This is a genomic window from Nocardia sp. MDA0666 (assembly GCF_003023875.1).
Taxonomy (GTDB): Bacteria; Actinomycetota; Actinomycetes; order Mycobacteriales; family Mycobacteriaceae; genus Nocardia; species Nocardia aobensis.
Window position 1 is genome coordinate 313,761 of record NZ_PYHT01000005.1, and the last position, 17,169, is coordinate 330,929.

The window sequence follows — 17,169 nt, forward strand, 5'->3', positions numbered from 1 at the left end:
GGCTCAGAAGGTTCGGCGCAGGCGTCCCGGTGGCTGCCGTGATTCGGCACGCACCCGATCGCGCAATCCGCCCGGAATGCGATGGATGATCGCCGAGCGGTCCGCGGCCGCGAGTTTGCGGCGAATGGTCGCGACCTGGGCGTCGACCGTGCGGACCGACGTCCCGCGGCGCACGGCGACCGCACTGTTGGTCCACCCGGCGGCCACCAGGATCGCGATCTCGCGTTCGGCGGGTGAAAGTTCCTGCCACCGTGCGTCGTCCGGACCGTCCTCGCCGTCCTCGACGATCTCCAGCCGTCCGAGGAAATACCGCTGCAGTTCGTTCTCCTGCGGCCGCATCCGCCCACCGCGACGCACCGCGGCGGCGTAGCGCTGGGCGCCCAGCACCGCGGTGGCGGCTGTCCGCGCGGCCAGCGATCCCTCCATCACCAGCGGCACCCGATCCGAGGCGATCCCCATCGAACGATGCAACGCGGCGGTACCACCCTGCAGGTAGGCGATCTCCCGCGCGGCGGCGGCGAGTTCGCCCGGGCGCGCGCCGGATTCGATGCGCCGCGACAGGATCGTGGCCAGCGCGACGGTGCAGAAGTGGATGATCCAGCCCGCGGTCCAGGTATCCCCGCGATCGAAATGCGCGGCCACCGCCGCCCGGCCCCGGCGCACGGCGTCCGCGGGGTCACCGTGGCGGATGGTGGCGACCAGTTCCGCGAACTCGGCCCAGGACACCGCCCACGGCGCATCCGTTTTCGCCGCTTCGTGCAGATGGCGGCGCACCACCCGCCCGGCGACCTCCGGGGTCGCCAGGCTGGCGGCCGCGAGCACGGTGAACAGATCACTGCGCTGGGTGCCGCCGCGATCGCCGACGGCCGCGAACTTCCGGCGGGCGCGCGACAATACCTCGATCGCACGCAGGTCCAGGCGAACCAGGAACAGTTCCAGCCCCCAGGTGAATTCGACCTGGGCGGGCAGGCCGATGTCGTCGGCGGTGTGCTCGCGCCATTCCCCACGCAGCACCGGATCGGTGAGACATTCGGCGGCACATTCGTCGAGGAGCCGGGAGGTGTAGTCGAACCGGCCCTGCCACACCGCGATCCAGCCGATCAGAGCCTTGGCCGAGATCCGCAGCGACGACAACGCCGGATCGTCGCCGATCACCGCGAGGGCGCGCTCCGTGAGCCCGGTGACCGCGCGGTTGGTGCCGGTGAGGAACGGCACCCGCAACGCCATGACCACGGTGGCGATCTCGAGTCCGATCACGGCCTCGCCCGGATCGGCGAGGCTGGTCTCCACCGCGAGCAGCACGTCGTTCCAGGCCGCACGGACCCAGTCGATCCACTCCATCTCGTCCGGGCCGTACCACATCGCCTGTCCGGCAACGACTTTGTCACGGAAGTAGCGGCGATGGCGGGCAGGCACGCCCGACGGTGCGGCCGAACCGTCCGGCCGCTCCTGCAGCCGGGCGCGGGCGAACGCCCGCACGCTCTCGGGCAGGAAATAGCGCACCGAGGTGGCCGTCATGCGGGTCGACACCAGCGACCGTTCCACCAGTCGCTCCAGCGTGGCGGCGATGACCGGCTCCGGCAACGCCTCGTCGGCGCAGACCTGCGCCACCGCGCTGTATTCGATTCCGCCGCTGCGGGTTTCCTCGTCACCGGGGTCGAATCCGGCGGCGAAGACCGACATCCGGTCCAGCAGCAGGCGTTCGGCGTCGGTGCACAGCCCGTAGGACCAGGCGATCACGTCGCCGACGTTGCGATGACGCTCGTCGCCGCCGGCCCGCACGCCCGAAGACCAGCGCATCCACGCGTCGGAGTCGGTGCCGGTGAGATCGCGCAACACCTCGGCGACCGGCCGGTAGCGCAGCCGGGCCGCGGCGAGCCGGATGAACAGCGGATTGTTGTCCACGTGCCGGCAGATCCGGGCGGCCAGTTCCAGAGTGGCGGGCTCCGCGCCGATCGGCCGGCCGGTCAGTTCCGCGCGCCGTCGGAACAGTTCCAGCGCATGGTCGTTGGTGAGTGGCGGCACCGGCACCAACCGCTCGTCGGTCCAGCCGATCGGTTCCCGGCTGGTGGCCACGACGGTGACGTCCGGATTCACACTCAGCAACTCGACGATCAGCCGCGCCACCGGATGCAGGACATGTTCACAGTTGTCGAGAACCAGGATGGTGCGAGCGGGGCCGAGCGAGGCGAAGGCGTCGAGCAGGCAGTCCTCGGCGCTGCGGCCGGTGGGATCGGTCGGTGCGACGGTTCGCACGATCTCTTCGGCGACCGCCTCGACGCCGGCGCCGGTTTCCAGCCGCGCCAGCCGCACCCACAGCACCTGATCGCGACCGGGCCGCTGGGACCGGCGCAACGCCTCGGTGGCCAGCGTCGTCTTACCGATCCCACCCGGCCCGAGCAGAGTGATCAACCGGGGCCCACCGGGGTCGAGCAGTTCGGCGATGCTACGCAGTTCCGCGGTCCGGCCGACGAATTGGGATATCCACGGTGTGGTCACGACCGGGCCGTCTCGCGCCGGGCCCGGGCCTCGGATCGCATCCGCTCCCGGGCCTCGGCGGGCAGATGCCGGGCGATCTGCCCGCGAGAGGTGATCTGCAACTTCTGCCGGACCATCGCGACCTGCGCATCGACCGTGCGCACCGAACTACGGCGGCGCACGGCGATGGCACTGTTGGGCCAGCCCGCGGCCGCCAGCACCGCCACCTCGCGTTCCGCCCGCGACAGGCTCTCCCAGCGATCCGACTCGGGCCGCGGCGCCGCCACCGCGGCGACCGGCGGTTGTGCCGTGGCGACACACGGCTGCTGCGGCAGCGCCGCCCCCTCGGCGCGGCGCACCTCGAGCCGGCGCAGCTGCAGATGCCGGGCGGCGAGCCGATTGGCCTCGACCGGATCACGCCGATGCAGTTCGGCGCGCGCGACGAGGCGCACACATTCGGTGAGATACCACCGCGCCGAGGTGGCCGTCAGTCGCACGATCACCAGCGAACGTTCCACCAGCCGATCCAGTGCCGCTTCGATCGACGCCGCCGGCAACGCGTCGTCGGCGCAGAGCGCCACGATCGCCTCCCGATCGGCTCCGCCGCCCGCGGAACCGCCCGGAAAGACCGACAGGCGTTGCAGCAGAAGAGATTCCGACGGTGTACAGCGACTCGTGGACCACGCGATGTTGGCGCCGATATCGCGGTGGCGCGCTTCAACCCCCACCCGGGCACTGTCGGACCACTGCAGACGGCGGTCGTAGGCATCGCCGCTCACCTCGTGCAAGACGGTGGTGGGCGGGTTGTGCCGCAATCTGATCGCGGCGAGCCGCAGGCCGAACGGATTGTGGCTCATATGGGCACAGATCCGCCGGAGAATATCGTCGTCCGCACCGCCGGCGGTGCGGCCGGTGAGCTCCATGCGAATGCGCAACAGCCGCAATGCCTGTGCGGGATCGAGCGATGGCACCTGAACGAGTTGTTCGTCGATCCAGCCGATCGGCTCGCGACTGGTGGCGACGACGGTCAGGGCGGGGTCGGCTTCGAGCAGGTCCGCGAGCTCGGTCGCGAGGGCGGTCACGAGGCGATCGCAGCTGTCGAGGACCAGGACGTGCGGGGCCCCGTCCGGCCGGGGCGCGAGATCGCGGAGTTCGGCAATCGCCGTCTCGGCGTCCAGTTCCGCCAGCGCCAGCCAGCGCGTGGGTAGTTCGACATCGCGGCGCAGCGTTTCGATGGCCAGCCTGGTCTTGCCGATGCCGCCGGGACCCGTCAGGGTGATCAGGCGCGCGCCACGGGCGATCAGCGCCGCTATCCGCTCTCGCTGCGCGGACCTGCCCACGAACTCACTGCTGGTGGCGGGCAGTACACCGATACGCGATCGCTGGAACATAGTAGGAACAAGTTAGCCCACCGTGCCCCCGTCGCGTGTCCGGATTCGATACCGCGATCTGCGGCTACCCCATTCGCGCGACCGGCGTGGCCTGCTGATAATGCATCTGCACGACCGCACTGTCGAAGGTCATGATGTCCACCAGCTGCAGTCCCGCCGTGTCCAGCGGTTTCGGGAACAACGGCACGCCCCCGCCGAGCAGCAGCGGATGCACGAACAGCCGGTATTCGTCGACGAGATCGTGTTCGAGGAAGTACGAGGCGGTCTGGGCGCCGCCGAAGACCACGACGGGTCCGGTGGAGGCCGCCCGCAGCGCGCCGATCTCGGCGATCGGATCGGCACCGACCACCCGGGTGTTCCAGCCCGGATCGCGCAGCGTGTGGGAGAAGACCAGTTTCGGGGTGCGCTTCCAGCAGCGCGCGAATTCGACGTAGAACGGCGAGATGGCCGGATCGGCATCGGCATAGGGCCAGAACGCGGCCATGATCTCGAATGTCTTGCGCCCGTAGACGAAAACCTCCGCCGCCCGCAGTTCGTCCAGGAAGGACTCACACAGCTCTTCGTCCACTACCGGCCAGTGAATTTCCTGGTCGGGCCCCTCCGCGTATCCGTCGAGCGACATCTGCATCCACAGTGTCACGCCTGCCATCGCTCACCCATCTGCCGTTACCTGCCGACGAATGATTGTTCCCCCGGGTGGGGGCGGCGCGCATCGGTAATGTTCGGGCGCACCTACTTAAGTAGGTCGCGCCCGATACCTAGTTGCGGATCAGAGCAGTTCGCCGTCGCGGCACAGGCTCGACGACCGCCAGGTCGGCGCCGGGCCCGCATCCTCGAAACGCCACTGGGAGATCGGCCCGGCGGCGCGCCAGTAGATACCGCCCGAGGCCGGAACCGCCTCGTACACATCCTCGGTTCCCGCGATCAGCTGATCGCCCACGCAGTAGTCGTTGTAGGAGGTGCCCGGCTGGCGCGCGCCGGGACTGAAGCGACCGGCCGGGTTACCGAGCGCGCCCGGATTGGCCACGGTGTCGGCGCGGTGGGACGGACCGTCCGCATTCCACCGGGCGGCGCCGAAAAGGTCACTGCGGCAACTGAATGCCCAGCCGCCGGCATGCACCTGGGCCCCCGGGGCGAAGGCGGCGCCGGCCCACAGACAGTACGGACCGGGCGCCTGCGCCGCGGCCGGACCGGCGGACAGGCCCACGACGGCGGCGCCCGCGACGGTCGCGGCCAGCAGCAGGGCTCGGGTGGTGCGGGCAAAGGTGGCTGCGGTCATCGGTGTGTCTCCGTTCAATCGTGCACTTCCGACGCTGATGGTCAGAAGTATCGGCCACGCCGATAATGTACCGTTGGACAACGGCACGTTATATTGGGAAATCTTCCCAACGTTGGGGGTAAAGATCGTCGCGACGAACGCTCAGGAGTCGGCGAGCGCTTCGTTCAGCGCGCTGTCCTGATCGAGATACCGGGCCACGAAACGGCCGATCAGTTCGGCGCCCGCCTGCGCCGGGACGGTCCGGATCACCTCCGAGCCCGCGGCCAGCCCGGCCACGTCCGCGGGTGTGCCCGCGGAGTCCTGAAAGCCGGTCCACACCGTGCGCTGGAACAGGTCCGCGAAGCGACGCGCGATCCGGTCGCATTCGGTCGCCAGCCGCTCGAACTCGGCGATGATCTCCGGCTCCGGCACGCCCGCGGCGGACAGCCGGTCGGCGGCCTGCAGCAACATCGGATCGGCAGCGCGGTAGGTGCTGGCGTCGACCGGTTCGTAGAGGCCGAGCGCGACCACCCGCGCCAGCCCGTTGGGTACCTCCTGCAACCGCTGCGCCAGATCGGTCGCGGCGATCGTCGCACCGGCCGGCGATTCGGCGCCCGACGACACATCGGGTTCCGCGACGCCGAGGATGTCGCCGAGATCGTCACCGCGATCCCAGGCGTTGAGCAGTTCCTTGATGCCGTTGAGCTTGATGCCGCGGTCGAGCAACCGGCTGATCGTCCGCACCCGGTTGAGGTGTTCGGCGCTGTAGAAACCGGTACGACCCTTGACCTGCGGCGGCGGCAGCACACCGCGCTCGTGGTACACCCGCAGGCTGCGCACGGTGGTCCCCGCCTCACGCGCGAGCTCGTCGATGGTGTACTCGGTCCGGGTCGTCATACATCAAGGAAACCACACCGAAACATGCGCGGATCGAAACCGTGCGGCGGCATGCCGGTTCCCATCTTTGGCGGTTCGATTGCGATCCGCGGGCGTAGCCGACCTATTCTGCTGTGCATGGACGATATGGCGGACGCGCGCCCCAGCGCCGCCGAGCGAGAGCGCGCACTGCAGGAATTGTCACAGCAACTGGGCGCCGGCAGATTGACCCTGCCCGAATTCGACGAGCGCACCGCACTGGCCACCCGGGCAGATACCCGCGTCGAGCTGGCGGCACTGTTCACCGATCTGCCCGTCGTCACCCCCGATCCGCCCGCCGCACCCGCGCCCGCCAATCCGCTCCCCTCCCTGGCCGTTCTGGCCGGTGCCATCACGGTCTTCGCCGTGGTGTCGGCGTGGGCGGCCGGAAACTGGCTGTGGCTGTTGCTGATCGCCGCGGCGCCGGTGGCCGTCGTGCTCTGGCGCGTGCGCGGAGTCGCCTGAGCCGGTTCACCATCGGGTGCGCGGACGCACCTGATTGGCCAGATCGACGAGCCGGTAGCGATGCAGCCGGCCCGGCGCCGTGCGGGCGAGCGCGCGCAGCGAGGTCTCGAGGCCCAGCTGCAAACCGGATTCGGTGAGCGCGAAGCCGAGCAGGGTCGTGTCGGACCGGCGCGGCTGCCCGCCCGCGCGCAGCCATTCCAGTGCCGCGCCCACCACGACGACCTGCAACTGCAGTGCCCGCGGTTCCTCCGGCAGGGCTTCCAGGCGCAGTGCGGCCGCGGCGAGATCCTCCTCGGTCACCTCCGCCACCGGCCGGGACACGAGCAGCAGTCCACCGGTCATATGAGCGAGCGCGTAGTGCCGGGAAGTCACCGGCACCCGGTCGAGTACCGCGACGGCGTCGAGCAGTTCGCCGTCGGCGGCCAGTCGCCGCGCCAGTCCGAACGCGGCGCTGACCACACCGTGGTTGGTGCGCCAGACGGTGCGGTAGAAGTCGATCGCGGCCCGGTGCCAGCGATCCGGATCGGCCGGCAGTTCGAGATGTTGCAGGACCAGTTCGGCGGTGGCCGCCAGCGCGAGAGCCGGGGCGATCTCCCCGGGCAGCATGGCGTGCACGGTGTCGAACTGGGTGTAGGCGTGCTCGAAGGCGCCGTCGAGCAGATCGGCGATACCGCGGTACCAGGTCAGCCGCCAGTCGGTGTCGTAGTCGATCATCAACTCCCGCAACAGGGCTCGTGCCGCCTCCACCTCCCCCAGATCCAGATGGGCGCGCACCGCGGTGAGGGCGCCCTCGAGTTCGAAGGAGCCGGTGTCGGCGAGGATGCCGGAGGCGATCCGATCACGGATGCGCCGCAACGTATCCAGCGCATGCCGCGGATCTCCGTGCAGCAGCGTCGACATCAGTTCGGCACTGGGATCGGTGCTGTCCATCAGGGGAACCGGTAAGGCGGCCACCACCGCCCCCGCATCGAGGGTCGGCATCCGGTGGCGGCCGTCGACGATGCCGTCGGTCTGGCCGATCAGGGTCTCGATGCCGAAATCGCCGCGCATGGAACCGAATTCGACCGAGGCCTGGGGATGTTCCCGATCGGTGTCGGTGGCCAGCACCATCCGGAGCACGCCGGTGAGCTGGCAGTACATCGAATAGGTGGAGGGGAACCGGCGGGCCGGGTCGGGATCGGTGGCGCGGCACAGCAGCCGATACAGCGACGGATAGCGAACCAGCAGCGGATGCGCCTGCGGCTCCGGCATTTCCGGTAGCTGATGGCCGCGCTCGTCGCGGGGCAACTGCATCACCAGTGCCGCCAGGGTGCGGCCGACGGTGTAGATGTCGGAGGCGACGGTGGGCCCGGTCTCGGTGATCTCGGGTGCCTGGAATCCCGGTGTGCCGTAGATACTTCCGAACGACTCCATGGCCGCCACCGCGCCGAGGTCGATCAGTTTGACCTCGTCCTCGCTGACCATGATGTTGTCGGGTTTGAGATCGTTGTAGGACAACCCGAACGAATGCAGGTAGTCCAGTGCCGGCAGCACCTCCATCACGTACGCGATCGCCTCCGCCACCGGAATACGCTGCGGCGCACGCTGATCGAGTACGCGCTTGAGCGACTGGCCGCCGACGTACTCCATCACGATGTAGCCGTCGGCGACATCACGGCCCGGGCCGCGGTGCTTGACGAAGTTGTAGATCTTCACGATGCCGGGATAGGCGACCTCCGACAGGAACTGCCGCTCCGCCAGCGCGACCACGTGCGCCTCGAAATCCTGCGGATTCTGCAAACCCTTCAGTACCACCCAGCGATCGCTGACATTGCGGTCGACGGCGAGGTAGATCCAGCCCAGACCACCGTGCGCCAGGCAGCCCTGCACCTCGTACTGTCCGGCGACGACCTCACCCGGTTGCAGAATCGGCCGGAAGCTGTAGGGGGAACCGCATTTTCCGCAGTCCCCCGCCACCTGCCCGGCGCCCGCGTCGCCCGCGCGCCCGACCGGCGAGTTGCACTTCCAGCAGAATCGCTTCTCCTCGGGCACTTCCGGGTCGTCCAGTACGGCGGCGCGCGGATCCACCGAGACCACCCGCGGCATCTCCACCAGGCCGGCGCCCAACCGGCGTGGACTCGGCCGCGAGCGCGCGCTGCGCCCGGAGCCGGCCTCGGAGCCGAGCGTATCGACCTCGACATCCGCGGTCACCGGGCCGGAGGGCGGCCCCGGCGCGAAACCCGTTGCCACACCACCGTTTCCGACAGGCTCGCCGAGGAGGTGCCGCACGGACGGTTCGCCCGGAGATTCCATCGCGACGCGCAGCCGTTGCGAGGGTTCTCCCCCACCGTTGCGCCGCGTCGCCCACGGATGCGCATCCGGTCCGCGCACCTCACTGCGGCGGATGCGGCGATTCGCCCACGGATGCGGAAGGGGCGTATCGGGTCGCTCCGGCATGAGAAACCTCCCGAGGCCGCTGATGAACCGGGGCCTCATTCTCGTTCCCCGGCCACGGCCCCGCGTCCCCGAGCTTCCCAACGCCGGGAACAGCTCCGCCCCGGTGGTACCGGGGCGGAGGGTGTGGCTACTTCTCGGCCTCGGGCGCTGATCCCGGCTCCCCGGATTCGGCTGCCGCCTCGGCCGCCTCGTTCTGTAGCGGACGTTCGGCCAGCACCGGGAACTGACCGGTGTAGCCGAGTCGTTCGGTGGCCATCGCCAGCACCTTGCGGCGGGCCAGGAACCAGCCCGCGACCAGCGCCGGCAACATGACGCACACCATGGCCAGCACGGCGAAGCGCTGCACGTCGTCGTCACTGGCGGCCATCAGGACCACCACCGCCGCCAGGAACACCAGGGTCGCGATGCTGGTGTACGGGGCGCCGATCAGCCGGAACGACGGCCGCTCCGCCTTGCCGATACGCGACCAGCGCCACAACTGCAACTGGCACAGGATGATCGCCGTCCACGCGAAGATCGTGCCCAGCGCCGACATGTTCAACACGATTTCGAACGCCTTGTCCGGCACCATCGCGTTGAGTCCCACACCGATCAGCGCGATGCAGCCGGTGGCGAGGATTCCGACGTACGGCACACCGGAACTCGACATGCGCGAGGCCAGCTTGGGCGCGCTGCCGTTCATCGCCATCGAGCGCAGAATCCGGCCCGTGGAGTACAACCCGGCGTTCAGGCTGGAGAACGCGGCGGTCAGCACGACCAGGTTCATGATGGACCCGGCGCCGTTCACCCCGAGTTTGGAGAAGAAGGTGACGAACGGGCTCTCGCCGGCGTGGAAGTCGGTGTAGGGCAACAGCAGTCCGAGCAGGACGAGCGAACCGACGTAGAACAGCGCGATCCGGGCGATCACCGAATTGATCGCGCGCGGCATGATCTTCTCCGGGTTCTCGGCCTCACCCGCTGCGGTGCCGATCAATTCGACTGCCGCGTAGGCGAAGACGACGCCCGTGGTGACCGTGACGAGCGGCAGGAGCCCGGTCGGGAACAGACCGCCGTGCGCGGAGAGCAGGCTCGGACCGGTGGTCTGGCCGTCCAGCTCGAAGCGGCCACCGAGGATGACCACACCCACGATCAGGAAGGCGACCAGCGCGATCACCTTGATCAACGCCGCCCAGAACTCGAGCTCACCGAACCAGCGCACCGAGATCAGGTTGATGCTCACCACGATCGCCAGCGCGACCAACGCGATGAGCCACTGCGGAATGCTGCGGGTCCCTCCCCAATAGTGGACATATGTCGCGATCGCGGTGATGTCTACGATCCCGGTCATACACCAGTGGAAGAAGTACATCCAGCCGACGCCGAAAGCCAGTTTCTCACCGTAGAACTCGCGCGCGTAGGAGACGAACGATCCCGAGGAGGGGCGATGCAGCACCAGCTCGCCGAGCGCTCGCAGGATGAAGAATACGAAGATTCCACAGACGGCGTAGACGAGGAACAGGCCCGGTCCCGCGTCGTGCAGGCGGCCGGCCGCGCCGAGGAACAGGCCGGTGCCGATGGCACCGCCGATGGCGATCATCTGCAGCTGGCGGGGGCGCAGCGATTTGTGATAGCCCGCATCCTCGGCATGCAGCGCGTCCGCGGGCGCCGTCGCCTCCGAGGGAGGTCGAACAGTTGTCATGGGGGAGGACCTTTCACGTGACGGCGATCATATCTATGGGCAATGTACCGTCATTCAACGGCACGTTCAATACGTGGGATAGGTTGTAACACAACGGAAATCCCTCCGCCGAGGTCGGCGGTAGACCATACCGATAGGTATCGGTACGCTGGATAACGACAACGGCCGAGAAAGGGCGAGGATATGGCCTGGTTCGAGCGGGAATTCATCGCCGTCCCGGACGGCCGCAAGGACCAGCTGGTCTACAAGTGGCCCGATCTGAACATCCGGCGCTACAGCCGGACGATCGTCAACGCCGATCAGATCGCGCTGTTCGTCAAGTCCGGCCGGGTCGTCGCGACGATGGGACCGGGCCGCCATCGCGTCGACGCCGACGAACTGCCGGTGCTGGGCGCACTGGTGGACTCGGTCACCGGCAACAACTTCTACCGCGCGGAGCTGTATTTCGTCTCCACGCGCGAATTCGCGGGCGTCAGATTCGGCGGCCGGCTCGACGATATCGTGGACCCGGCCAGCGAGCAGATCGTGACGCTGCGGGTCTTCGGCGAATTCGCCCTGGCCGTGCGCGATCCCGCGCAACTGATCACCTCCCTCGTCGGCACCACCGATCTCACCGATCCTGCCGGAATTCAGGCCTGGTGCGCGGATTTGCTGCTCAAGTCGATGAAGATGACCGTTTCGCACGGCATCTCGCAGGGCGACTGGCAGGTTCTCGGCCTCTCGGCGCAACTGCAGTCGATCGAGTCGGCGGTGGTGCGTCAGACCAATCTCACGCTGTACGAGTACGGAATGCGGATCTCGCGCATGGGGAATTTCGACATCACCCTGGCGCCCGAGGACGCCGAGCGACTCAAACGACTCGCCAAGGATGTCACCTACATCCGGCTCGCCGGGGATTTCCAGCGTTACGCCGCCGGGGAGATGGCCCTGGGCGCGGGACAGGGAATGGCGCACGGGCACGGCGGCGGTGAAGGTGGATTCCTCGGCGCCGCACTGGGTCTCAATGCGATTGCGGGCATGGGACAGCAGTCGACGGTGCCGTGGGTCGCGCAGCAGTCCCCGCCCCCGCCCGCGCCGCCGTTCGGTCAGCCCGCGGGCCGACCCGCCCTGCAACAGCCACCGGAGTCGAAGACTTCGGCCTCGCTGCCGCCGACACCTACCGCCGGAGCCGGCGCGTCCGCGACGCCCGGCACCCCCTCGGGCGTCGGATCGGGACCTTCATCCGCGGCGCCACGGCCCGAGGGTGACGAGTCCGCCGCCCCGGAACACGTGACCTGCGCGTCCTGCGCTACCGACAACCCTCGCACCGCGCGATTCTGTATGCACTGCGGCACACGGTTGGCCGCTCCCCCACGCCACTGCACCGAATGCGGTACGGAACTGCCTCCCACAGCCCGCTTCTGCGGCGCCTGCGGAACTCCCGCATGACGACGCCGCCCACCCGGATTCGGGTGGGCGGCGTCGGCGGGGTTCCGGAGCGGGTTCGGGTGTGCCGGTCCCAGGCGGCGCACCCGAACCCACCGGCAGGTCAGCTGGGCACCGTCGCCGTCGTTTCGGCGCTGCCGACCATGCTGCGGACCTGGCGCGCGGCCACCGACAGGGTCGCCAGGTCGTGGGCTTCGGAGGTGAAGATCTCCCCGAGTGCCGCGCGGGCACGGCTGAGGCGGGAACGGTTGGTCGATTCCCAGTAGGCGATCTTCTCCTCGGGGGTGTCGACCGGTTCGGTGGTGGTCAGCACGTCGGCGGTGAGCGAGCGCAGCGAATCGTAGAGATCCTCGCGAACGGCCAAGCGCGCCAAGGTCTGCCAGCGATCGCCACGGTCCAGTCCGGCCACCGCGGACAGCAGCCGCTGGATGTCGAAGTGGGCGTCGAGCGCGTAGTAGAGCGCGGCCACCTCGTCGGCATCGCGTTCGCAGATGTCGGCGATGTCGAGCACGTCCAGCAGCGGGAACCGATGGATCAGCAGGAACACCTCTTCCGCCAATTCCCGCGGGGCGCCGTGACCGATCGGTCCGCCGGAACGCGACATCAGATCGTCGGCGAGCGCACCGGGCCGCCAGGCCGGCACCCGCGCCGCCAGCGCGCGCACGCCGTCGCGGTAGCGCGCGATACCGGCGCCGACCGCGATCGGCTGCGGCCGGTTGGTCAGCAGCCAGCGCGCCGCCCGATCCAGGGTGCGTTTGGTCTCCATCTCCAGCTCGTTGCGCGCCGCCGCCGGCATCGGCGTGGTGCGGATGCGCTCCCACAGTGCCCGCAGATCGAAGATCTCCACGGCCGCGGTGAAGGCGCGCACCGCGTCGTCGGTGGTGGCGCCGGCCTCCTCGGCGAGCCGGAAGGCGTAGGTGATGCCGCCGTAGTCGACCATATCGTTGACCACCATGGTGGCCAGGATCTCCCGGCGCAGCGGATGGCGGCCGATCGCGGCGCCGAAGCGTTCCCGCAGCGGTGTCGGGAAGTAACCGGGCAGCAGCGCCTCGAACGCACTGCTGTCCAGCAGATCACCGCTGAGCAGATCCGACTTGAGCGAAAGCTTCACGTGCGCGAGCAGATTGGCGAGTTCCGGTGAGGTCAGCCCGGCGCCGGCCGCGGCGCGCCGGTCCAGTTCGGCATCCGAGGGCAATGCCTCGAGCTGCCGATCCACGCCGCGCCGCGTCTCCAGTTCCGCGATCAACCGCCGGTGCACCCCCACCATGGCCGCCGCGTTCGACCGCGACAGACCCATCCGGAAGTTCTGGGAGATGTTGTCGCGCAACACCAGTGCCGAGACCTCGTCGGTCATCTCGGCCAGCAGGGCGTTACGGTCCGACTCCGCCAGCTCGCCGGAGGAAATCGCCGCTCCCAGAAGCACTTTGATGTTGACCTCGTGGTCGGAGCAGTCCACGCCGGCGGAATTGTCGAGGGCGTCGGTATTCATCCGGCCGCCGAGTTTGCAGAACTCGATCCGCCCGAGCGCGGTAGCGCCCAGGTTGCCACCTTCACCGATCACCTTGACCCGCAACAGATCCGCGTCGACCCGCACGGGGTCGTTGGATTTGTCGCCCACGTCGGCGTGCGATTCGGTACTGGCCTTGATGTAGGTGCCGATACCGCCGTTCCACAGCAGATCGACCGGCGCCAGCAGGATCGCCCGGATCATTTCCGGCGGCGACAGCGTGCTCACGCCCGGATCCAGATCGAGTGCGGCGCGGATCTGCGGCGTGATCGCGATGGCCTTGGCGGAGCGATCGAATACGCCGCCGCCTTCGCTGATCAGCGAGGTGTCGTAATCCGCCCACGACGACCGCGCCAACCCGAACAACCGCTTCCGCTCCGCGAACGACGACCCCGCCACCGGATCCGGATCGATGAAAATATGCCGATGATCGAACGCCGCCACCAACCGAATATGCTCCGACAACAACATCCCGTTACCGAACACATCCCCCGACATATCCCCCACACCCACCACCGTGAACTCCTCACGCTGGGTATCGACATTCATCTCCGCGAAATGCCGCTTGACACTCTCCCAGGCACCCTTCGCGGTAATCCCCATCGCCTTGTGGTCATACCCCGCCGAACCACCCGACGCGAACGCATCACCGAGCCAGAAGTCGTAGTGCTGCGCAACCTCGTTGGCGATATCGGAGAACGTGGCGGTGCCCTTGTCGGCGGCCACCACGAGATAGGTGTCGTCACCGTCGCGGCGCACCACCCGCTGCGGCGGGATCACCTCACCACCGGCGTGGTCGACATTGTCGGTCAGGTCGAGTAGTCCCGAGATGAAGGTGCGGTAGCAGGCGATGCCCTCGGCCTGCATGGCCTGGCGGTCGGCCGCCGCATCACCGGTCGCGGCCGGCGGGCGCTTCACCACGAATCCGCCCTTCGCGCCCACCGGCACGATCACCGCATTCTTCACCGCCTGCGCCTTCACCAGACCCAGAATCTCGGTCCGGAAATCCTCCAGGCGATCCGACCACCGCAGCCCACCGCGCGCGACCGCACCGAAACGCAGGTGCACACCCTCGACCCGCGGCGAATACACGAAGATCTCGAATTTCGGTCGCGGACGGGGCAATTCGGCGATGGCGTGCGGGTCGAATTTGAACGACAGATGTCCGGGCGGATTTCCGTCCTCGTCGCGGCGGAAGTAGTTGGTGCGCAGGGTCGCCGTGATCAGCCCGAGAATCGCCCGCAGAATCCGGTCGGTGTCGAGGCTCACCACGGCATCGATCTCGTCCTGCAGCCGCGACGAGATGGCCGCCGCCCGCGCGGTCGCGACCGGCCCGAGGTGCTCGGGATCGAAATACGCCTCGAACAATTCGGTGAAGGCGCGCGCGGTGCTCGGCTGCGTCAGCAGCACGCGGGTGATGTTGGCGAAAGTGTAGGCGAATCCCGCCTGCTGCAGATATTTCGCGTAGGCGCGCAGCATCGCGATCTGACGCCAGTGCAATCCGGCTCGCAGGACGAGTTCGTTGAGTCCGTCGACCTCGCCGTCGCCGAACCACATCGCCGACACGGCCTCCGGCAGGCGTTTACGAATACTGGTGTCCGGCAGGGATTCCAGCGCCACGGCGCGGTCCAGATCGGCCTCCGGATCGCCCTCGCCGCTGCCGCGCAGCGTGTTCGGCGCGACCCGCAGGCCGAAGTCGTAGATCCACCGGGTGCTGTCGCCGGGCAGTTCGAGCCGGTAGGGCTTTTCCTCCACGACCTCGATGCCGAGGCTGTGCAGCAGCGGCAGCACCCGGCTCAGCGACACCTCGGTCCCGGCGACGTACAGCGTGAAGCGCCACTCCCCCGAGGGGGCGCCGGCCGTGCGGTAGAGATCGGTATCGATCTGCCCGTCGGCCAGGCGCTGCAGCCGGCACAGGTCGTCGAGCGCCCGCGCGGGCTCGTATTCCTGCTGATAGGTCGCCGGAAACGCGGTCGCGTAGTCCTGGACGACCGGCGCGGCGATCTCGGCGATACCCGCGGCCTCGCTGACCAGCCGGTCGCTCCAGCTGCGGGTGGTCGCGAACAGCAGGTCCTGAATGCGTTCGCGGTTGGATTCGGTGATATCCGCCGGTTCGGCGTCGGCACCGCGGTGCACCGTGAAATAGACGACGGCGAGCTCGGATTCGGTGACACGCGCCGAGTAGGCGATCTGCTCGGCGTCGAATTCGCGGCGCAGGATCTCGTGCATCCGCAACCGCACCTCGGTCGAGTAGCGGTCGCGCGGCAGGTACACGAGGCAGTACACGGCGTTGCTGCCCACATCGCGGCGCAGGAACAGCCGGATCTGGCGCCGCAGCCCGAGATTCATGACGGCCGAGACGGTTTCGAAGAGGCGGCGCGCATCGGTGGAGAACAGTTCGACGCGCGGGAAGGTCTGCAACATCTCCAGCAGCGCCTGGCCGGAGAACGAATTCAGCGCCAGGCCCGCCCATTCGATGACCTGGTGGACGCGGCGGGAGATCACCGGGATGTCGAGGATGTTCTCGTGGAAGCCGCTGACGGTGAAGGTGCCCACGAAAACGTGTTCGCCCACCACCTGACCGGCGACCGAGGGCGTGGTCTCGGCCGCGTAGTCGGCGACGCTGACCACGTACACATCCGGCGAACCCGGCAGCAGCGAGTCCAGGGAACCGTTGGACAGCCGCAGGATCTGCTCGGAACCGGTCGCGGGAGCGCCCACGTCCACACCCGAACCGTTGCGCAGCACGCCGAGTCCGGTGCCCGAAACCTGTTGCGGCTCCGGACCGTCGGCGCCGGGATGAACCCGGTAGTAGCCGTATCCCAGCAAGGTGAAGTGCCCGGAGGTCAGCCAGCGCAGCAGCTGCGCGCATTCGGCCGCCTCGGTCGCGGACGGTTGCGGTACGGAATCCAGCCGGGCGGCCAGGGTTCCCATCGTGCGGGTCATCGCCTCGGTGTCGTGGGCGACCTGGCGGATCTCGCCGAGCAGGGGTGGCAGCGCCCGCTCGATCCGGTCCAGCACCGCGTCGGAATCCCCGGCACCCAGCTGCACATGGATCCACGACTCGGTGACGACGTTGCCGCTGCCCTCCGATCGGCTCGCCGAATTCGCCTGCGCCACATCGAATCCCTCGCTGGGCGCGATCGCCCGCAACCGGCCGCGCCGATCCCGCAGGACGTCGAAGACCGGATGCACCACCTCGGTCACGGTGGCGCCCAGGCGCTGCAGCGCCGCGGTGAGCGAATCCACCAGCAGCGGCATATCGTCGTTGACGATCTGCAGCGCCGGCCCCAGACCGCTACCGTCCCCGGCGCGATACAGCCTGGTCACCGCGGTTCCCGGCCGCCGCCCCGCGGCCAGCTCCAGATGATGCCGGAAGATCTGCTCGGCACGGTCGGTGATCGTCGGCGCCGCGGCTCCCGGCTGAATCCAGCGGAAGTACACCGCCTCCAGATCTGTCGGATCATCACGGAATCGCTTCCATGAAATCGTCTGCTGGGTTGTTGCCACCATCGACCCGTGCCTTCCCGCGATCGGAATCGGTACCGCAGTATTGCGGACTGTCTGTAACGTGCCGTTAAATAACGGCACGTTCTTCAGTGTAACAAGGATTGCG

General features: G+C 68.5%; 10 protein-coding genes. 2 read left to right on the forward strand and 8 right to left on the reverse strand.

Annotated elements, in window-relative coordinates:
• Positions 1-3: 3 nt before the first annotated feature.
• The 5 genes from C8258_RS11445 to C8258_RS11465 form a co-directional block, all read right to left on the reverse strand.
• Positions 4-2,499, reverse strand: a complete 2,496-nt coding sequence (locus C8258_RS11445) for an AAA family ATPase (protein WP_106955129.1) — start codon at positions 2,497-2,499, stop codon at positions 4-6.
• Positions 2,496-3,869: an AAA family ATPase gene (locus tag C8258_RS11450; protein WP_106955130.1), complete on the reverse strand. Its 1,374-nt coding sequence runs from the start codon at positions 3,867-3,869 to the stop codon at positions 2,496-2,498. The genes C8258_RS11445 and C8258_RS11450 overlap by 4 nt, the downstream gene beginning before the upstream one ends.
• A gap of 64 nt (positions 3,870-3,933) precedes the next feature.
• On the reverse strand, positions 3,934-4,518 hold the full coding sequence (locus tag C8258_RS11455) for a dihydrofolate reductase family protein (protein WP_036498827.1): 585 nt from the start codon (positions 4,516-4,518) through the stop codon (positions 3,934-3,936).
• 120 nt (positions 4,519-4,638) lie between these two features.
• Positions 4,639-5,148, reverse strand: coding sequence for a hypothetical protein (locus tag C8258_RS11460; protein WP_106955131.1), 510 nt, complete (start codon positions 5,146-5,148; stop codon positions 4,639-4,641).
• A gap of 141 nt (positions 5,149-5,289) precedes the next feature.
• Entirely contained in the window at positions 5,290-6,024 is a 735-nt protein-coding gene (locus C8258_RS11465) for a MerR family transcriptional regulator (protein WP_036498832.1), read from the reverse strand.
• 117 nt (positions 6,025-6,141) lie between these two features.
• Here C8258_RS11465 and C8258_RS11470 point away from each other — a divergent pair, with 117 nt between their 5' ends.
• Positions 6,142-6,507, forward strand: a complete 366-nt coding sequence (locus C8258_RS11470; RefSeq protein WP_036498834.1) for a DUF1707 domain-containing protein — start codon at positions 6,142-6,144, stop codon at positions 6,505-6,507.
• 6 nt (positions 6,508-6,513) lie between these two features.
• Here the strand turns inward: C8258_RS11470 and C8258_RS11475 are convergent, their stop codons facing one another.
• Positions 6,514-8,943: a serine/threonine-protein kinase gene (locus C8258_RS11475; protein ID WP_106955132.1), complete on the reverse strand. Its 2,430-nt coding sequence runs from the start codon at positions 8,941-8,943 to the stop codon at positions 6,514-6,516.
• A gap of 127 nt (positions 8,944-9,070) precedes the next feature.
• On the reverse strand, positions 9,071-10,621 hold the full coding sequence (locus C8258_RS11480) for an amino acid permease (RefSeq protein ID WP_106955133.1): 1,551 nt from the start codon (positions 10,619-10,621) through the stop codon (positions 9,071-9,073).
• Positions 10,622-10,804: 183 nt separating this feature from the next.
• On the opposite strand from C8258_RS11480, the gene C8258_RS11485 reads away from it, so the two are divergent.
• Positions 10,805-12,049: an SPFH domain-containing protein gene (locus C8258_RS11485; protein WP_106955134.1), complete on the forward strand. Its 1,245-nt coding sequence runs from the start codon at positions 10,805-10,807 to the stop codon at positions 12,047-12,049.
• 100 nt (positions 12,050-12,149) lie between these two features.
• On the opposite strand, the gene C8258_RS11490 is transcribed toward C8258_RS11485, so the two are convergent.
• Positions 12,150-17,066, reverse strand: a complete 4,917-nt coding sequence (locus C8258_RS11490; protein ID WP_106955135.1) for an NAD-glutamate dehydrogenase — start codon at positions 17,064-17,066, stop codon at positions 12,150-12,152.
• Between the last annotated feature and the right edge of the window lie 103 nt (positions 17,067-17,169).

Coding starts and splice junctions, on each gene's coding strand:
- C8258_RS11470 (WP_036498834.1), top strand. CDS start 6,142: ATGGACGATATGGCGGACGCGCGCCCCAGCGCCGCCGAGCGAGAGCGC.
- C8258_RS11490 (WP_106955135.1), bottom strand. CDS start 17,066: ATGGTGGCAACAACCCAGCAGACGATTTCATGGAAGCGATTCCGTGAT.
- C8258_RS11465 (WP_036498832.1), bottom strand. CDS start 6,024: ATGACGACCCGGACCGAGTACACCATCGACGAGCTCGCGCGTGAGGCG.
- C8258_RS11455 (WP_036498827.1), bottom strand. CDS start 4,518: ATGGCAGGCGTGACACTGTGGATGCAGATGTCGCTCGACGGATACGCG.
- C8258_RS11485 (WP_106955134.1), top strand. CDS start 10,805: ATGGCCTGGTTCGAGCGGGAATTCATCGCCGTCCCGGACGGCCGCAAG.
- C8258_RS11480 (WP_106955133.1), bottom strand. CDS start 10,621: ATGACAACTGTTCGACCTCCCTCGGAGGCGACGGCGCCCGCGGACGCG.
- C8258_RS11475 (WP_106955132.1), bottom strand. CDS start 8,943: ATGCCGGAGCGACCCGATACGCCCCTTCCGCATCCGTGGGCGAATCGC.
- C8258_RS11460 (WP_106955131.1), bottom strand. CDS start 5,148: ATGACCGCAGCCACCTTTGCCCGCACCACCCGAGCCCTGCTGCTGGCC.
- C8258_RS11450 (WP_106955130.1), bottom strand. CDS start 3,869: ATGTTCCAGCGATCGCGTATCGGTGTACTGCCCGCCACCAGCAGTGAG.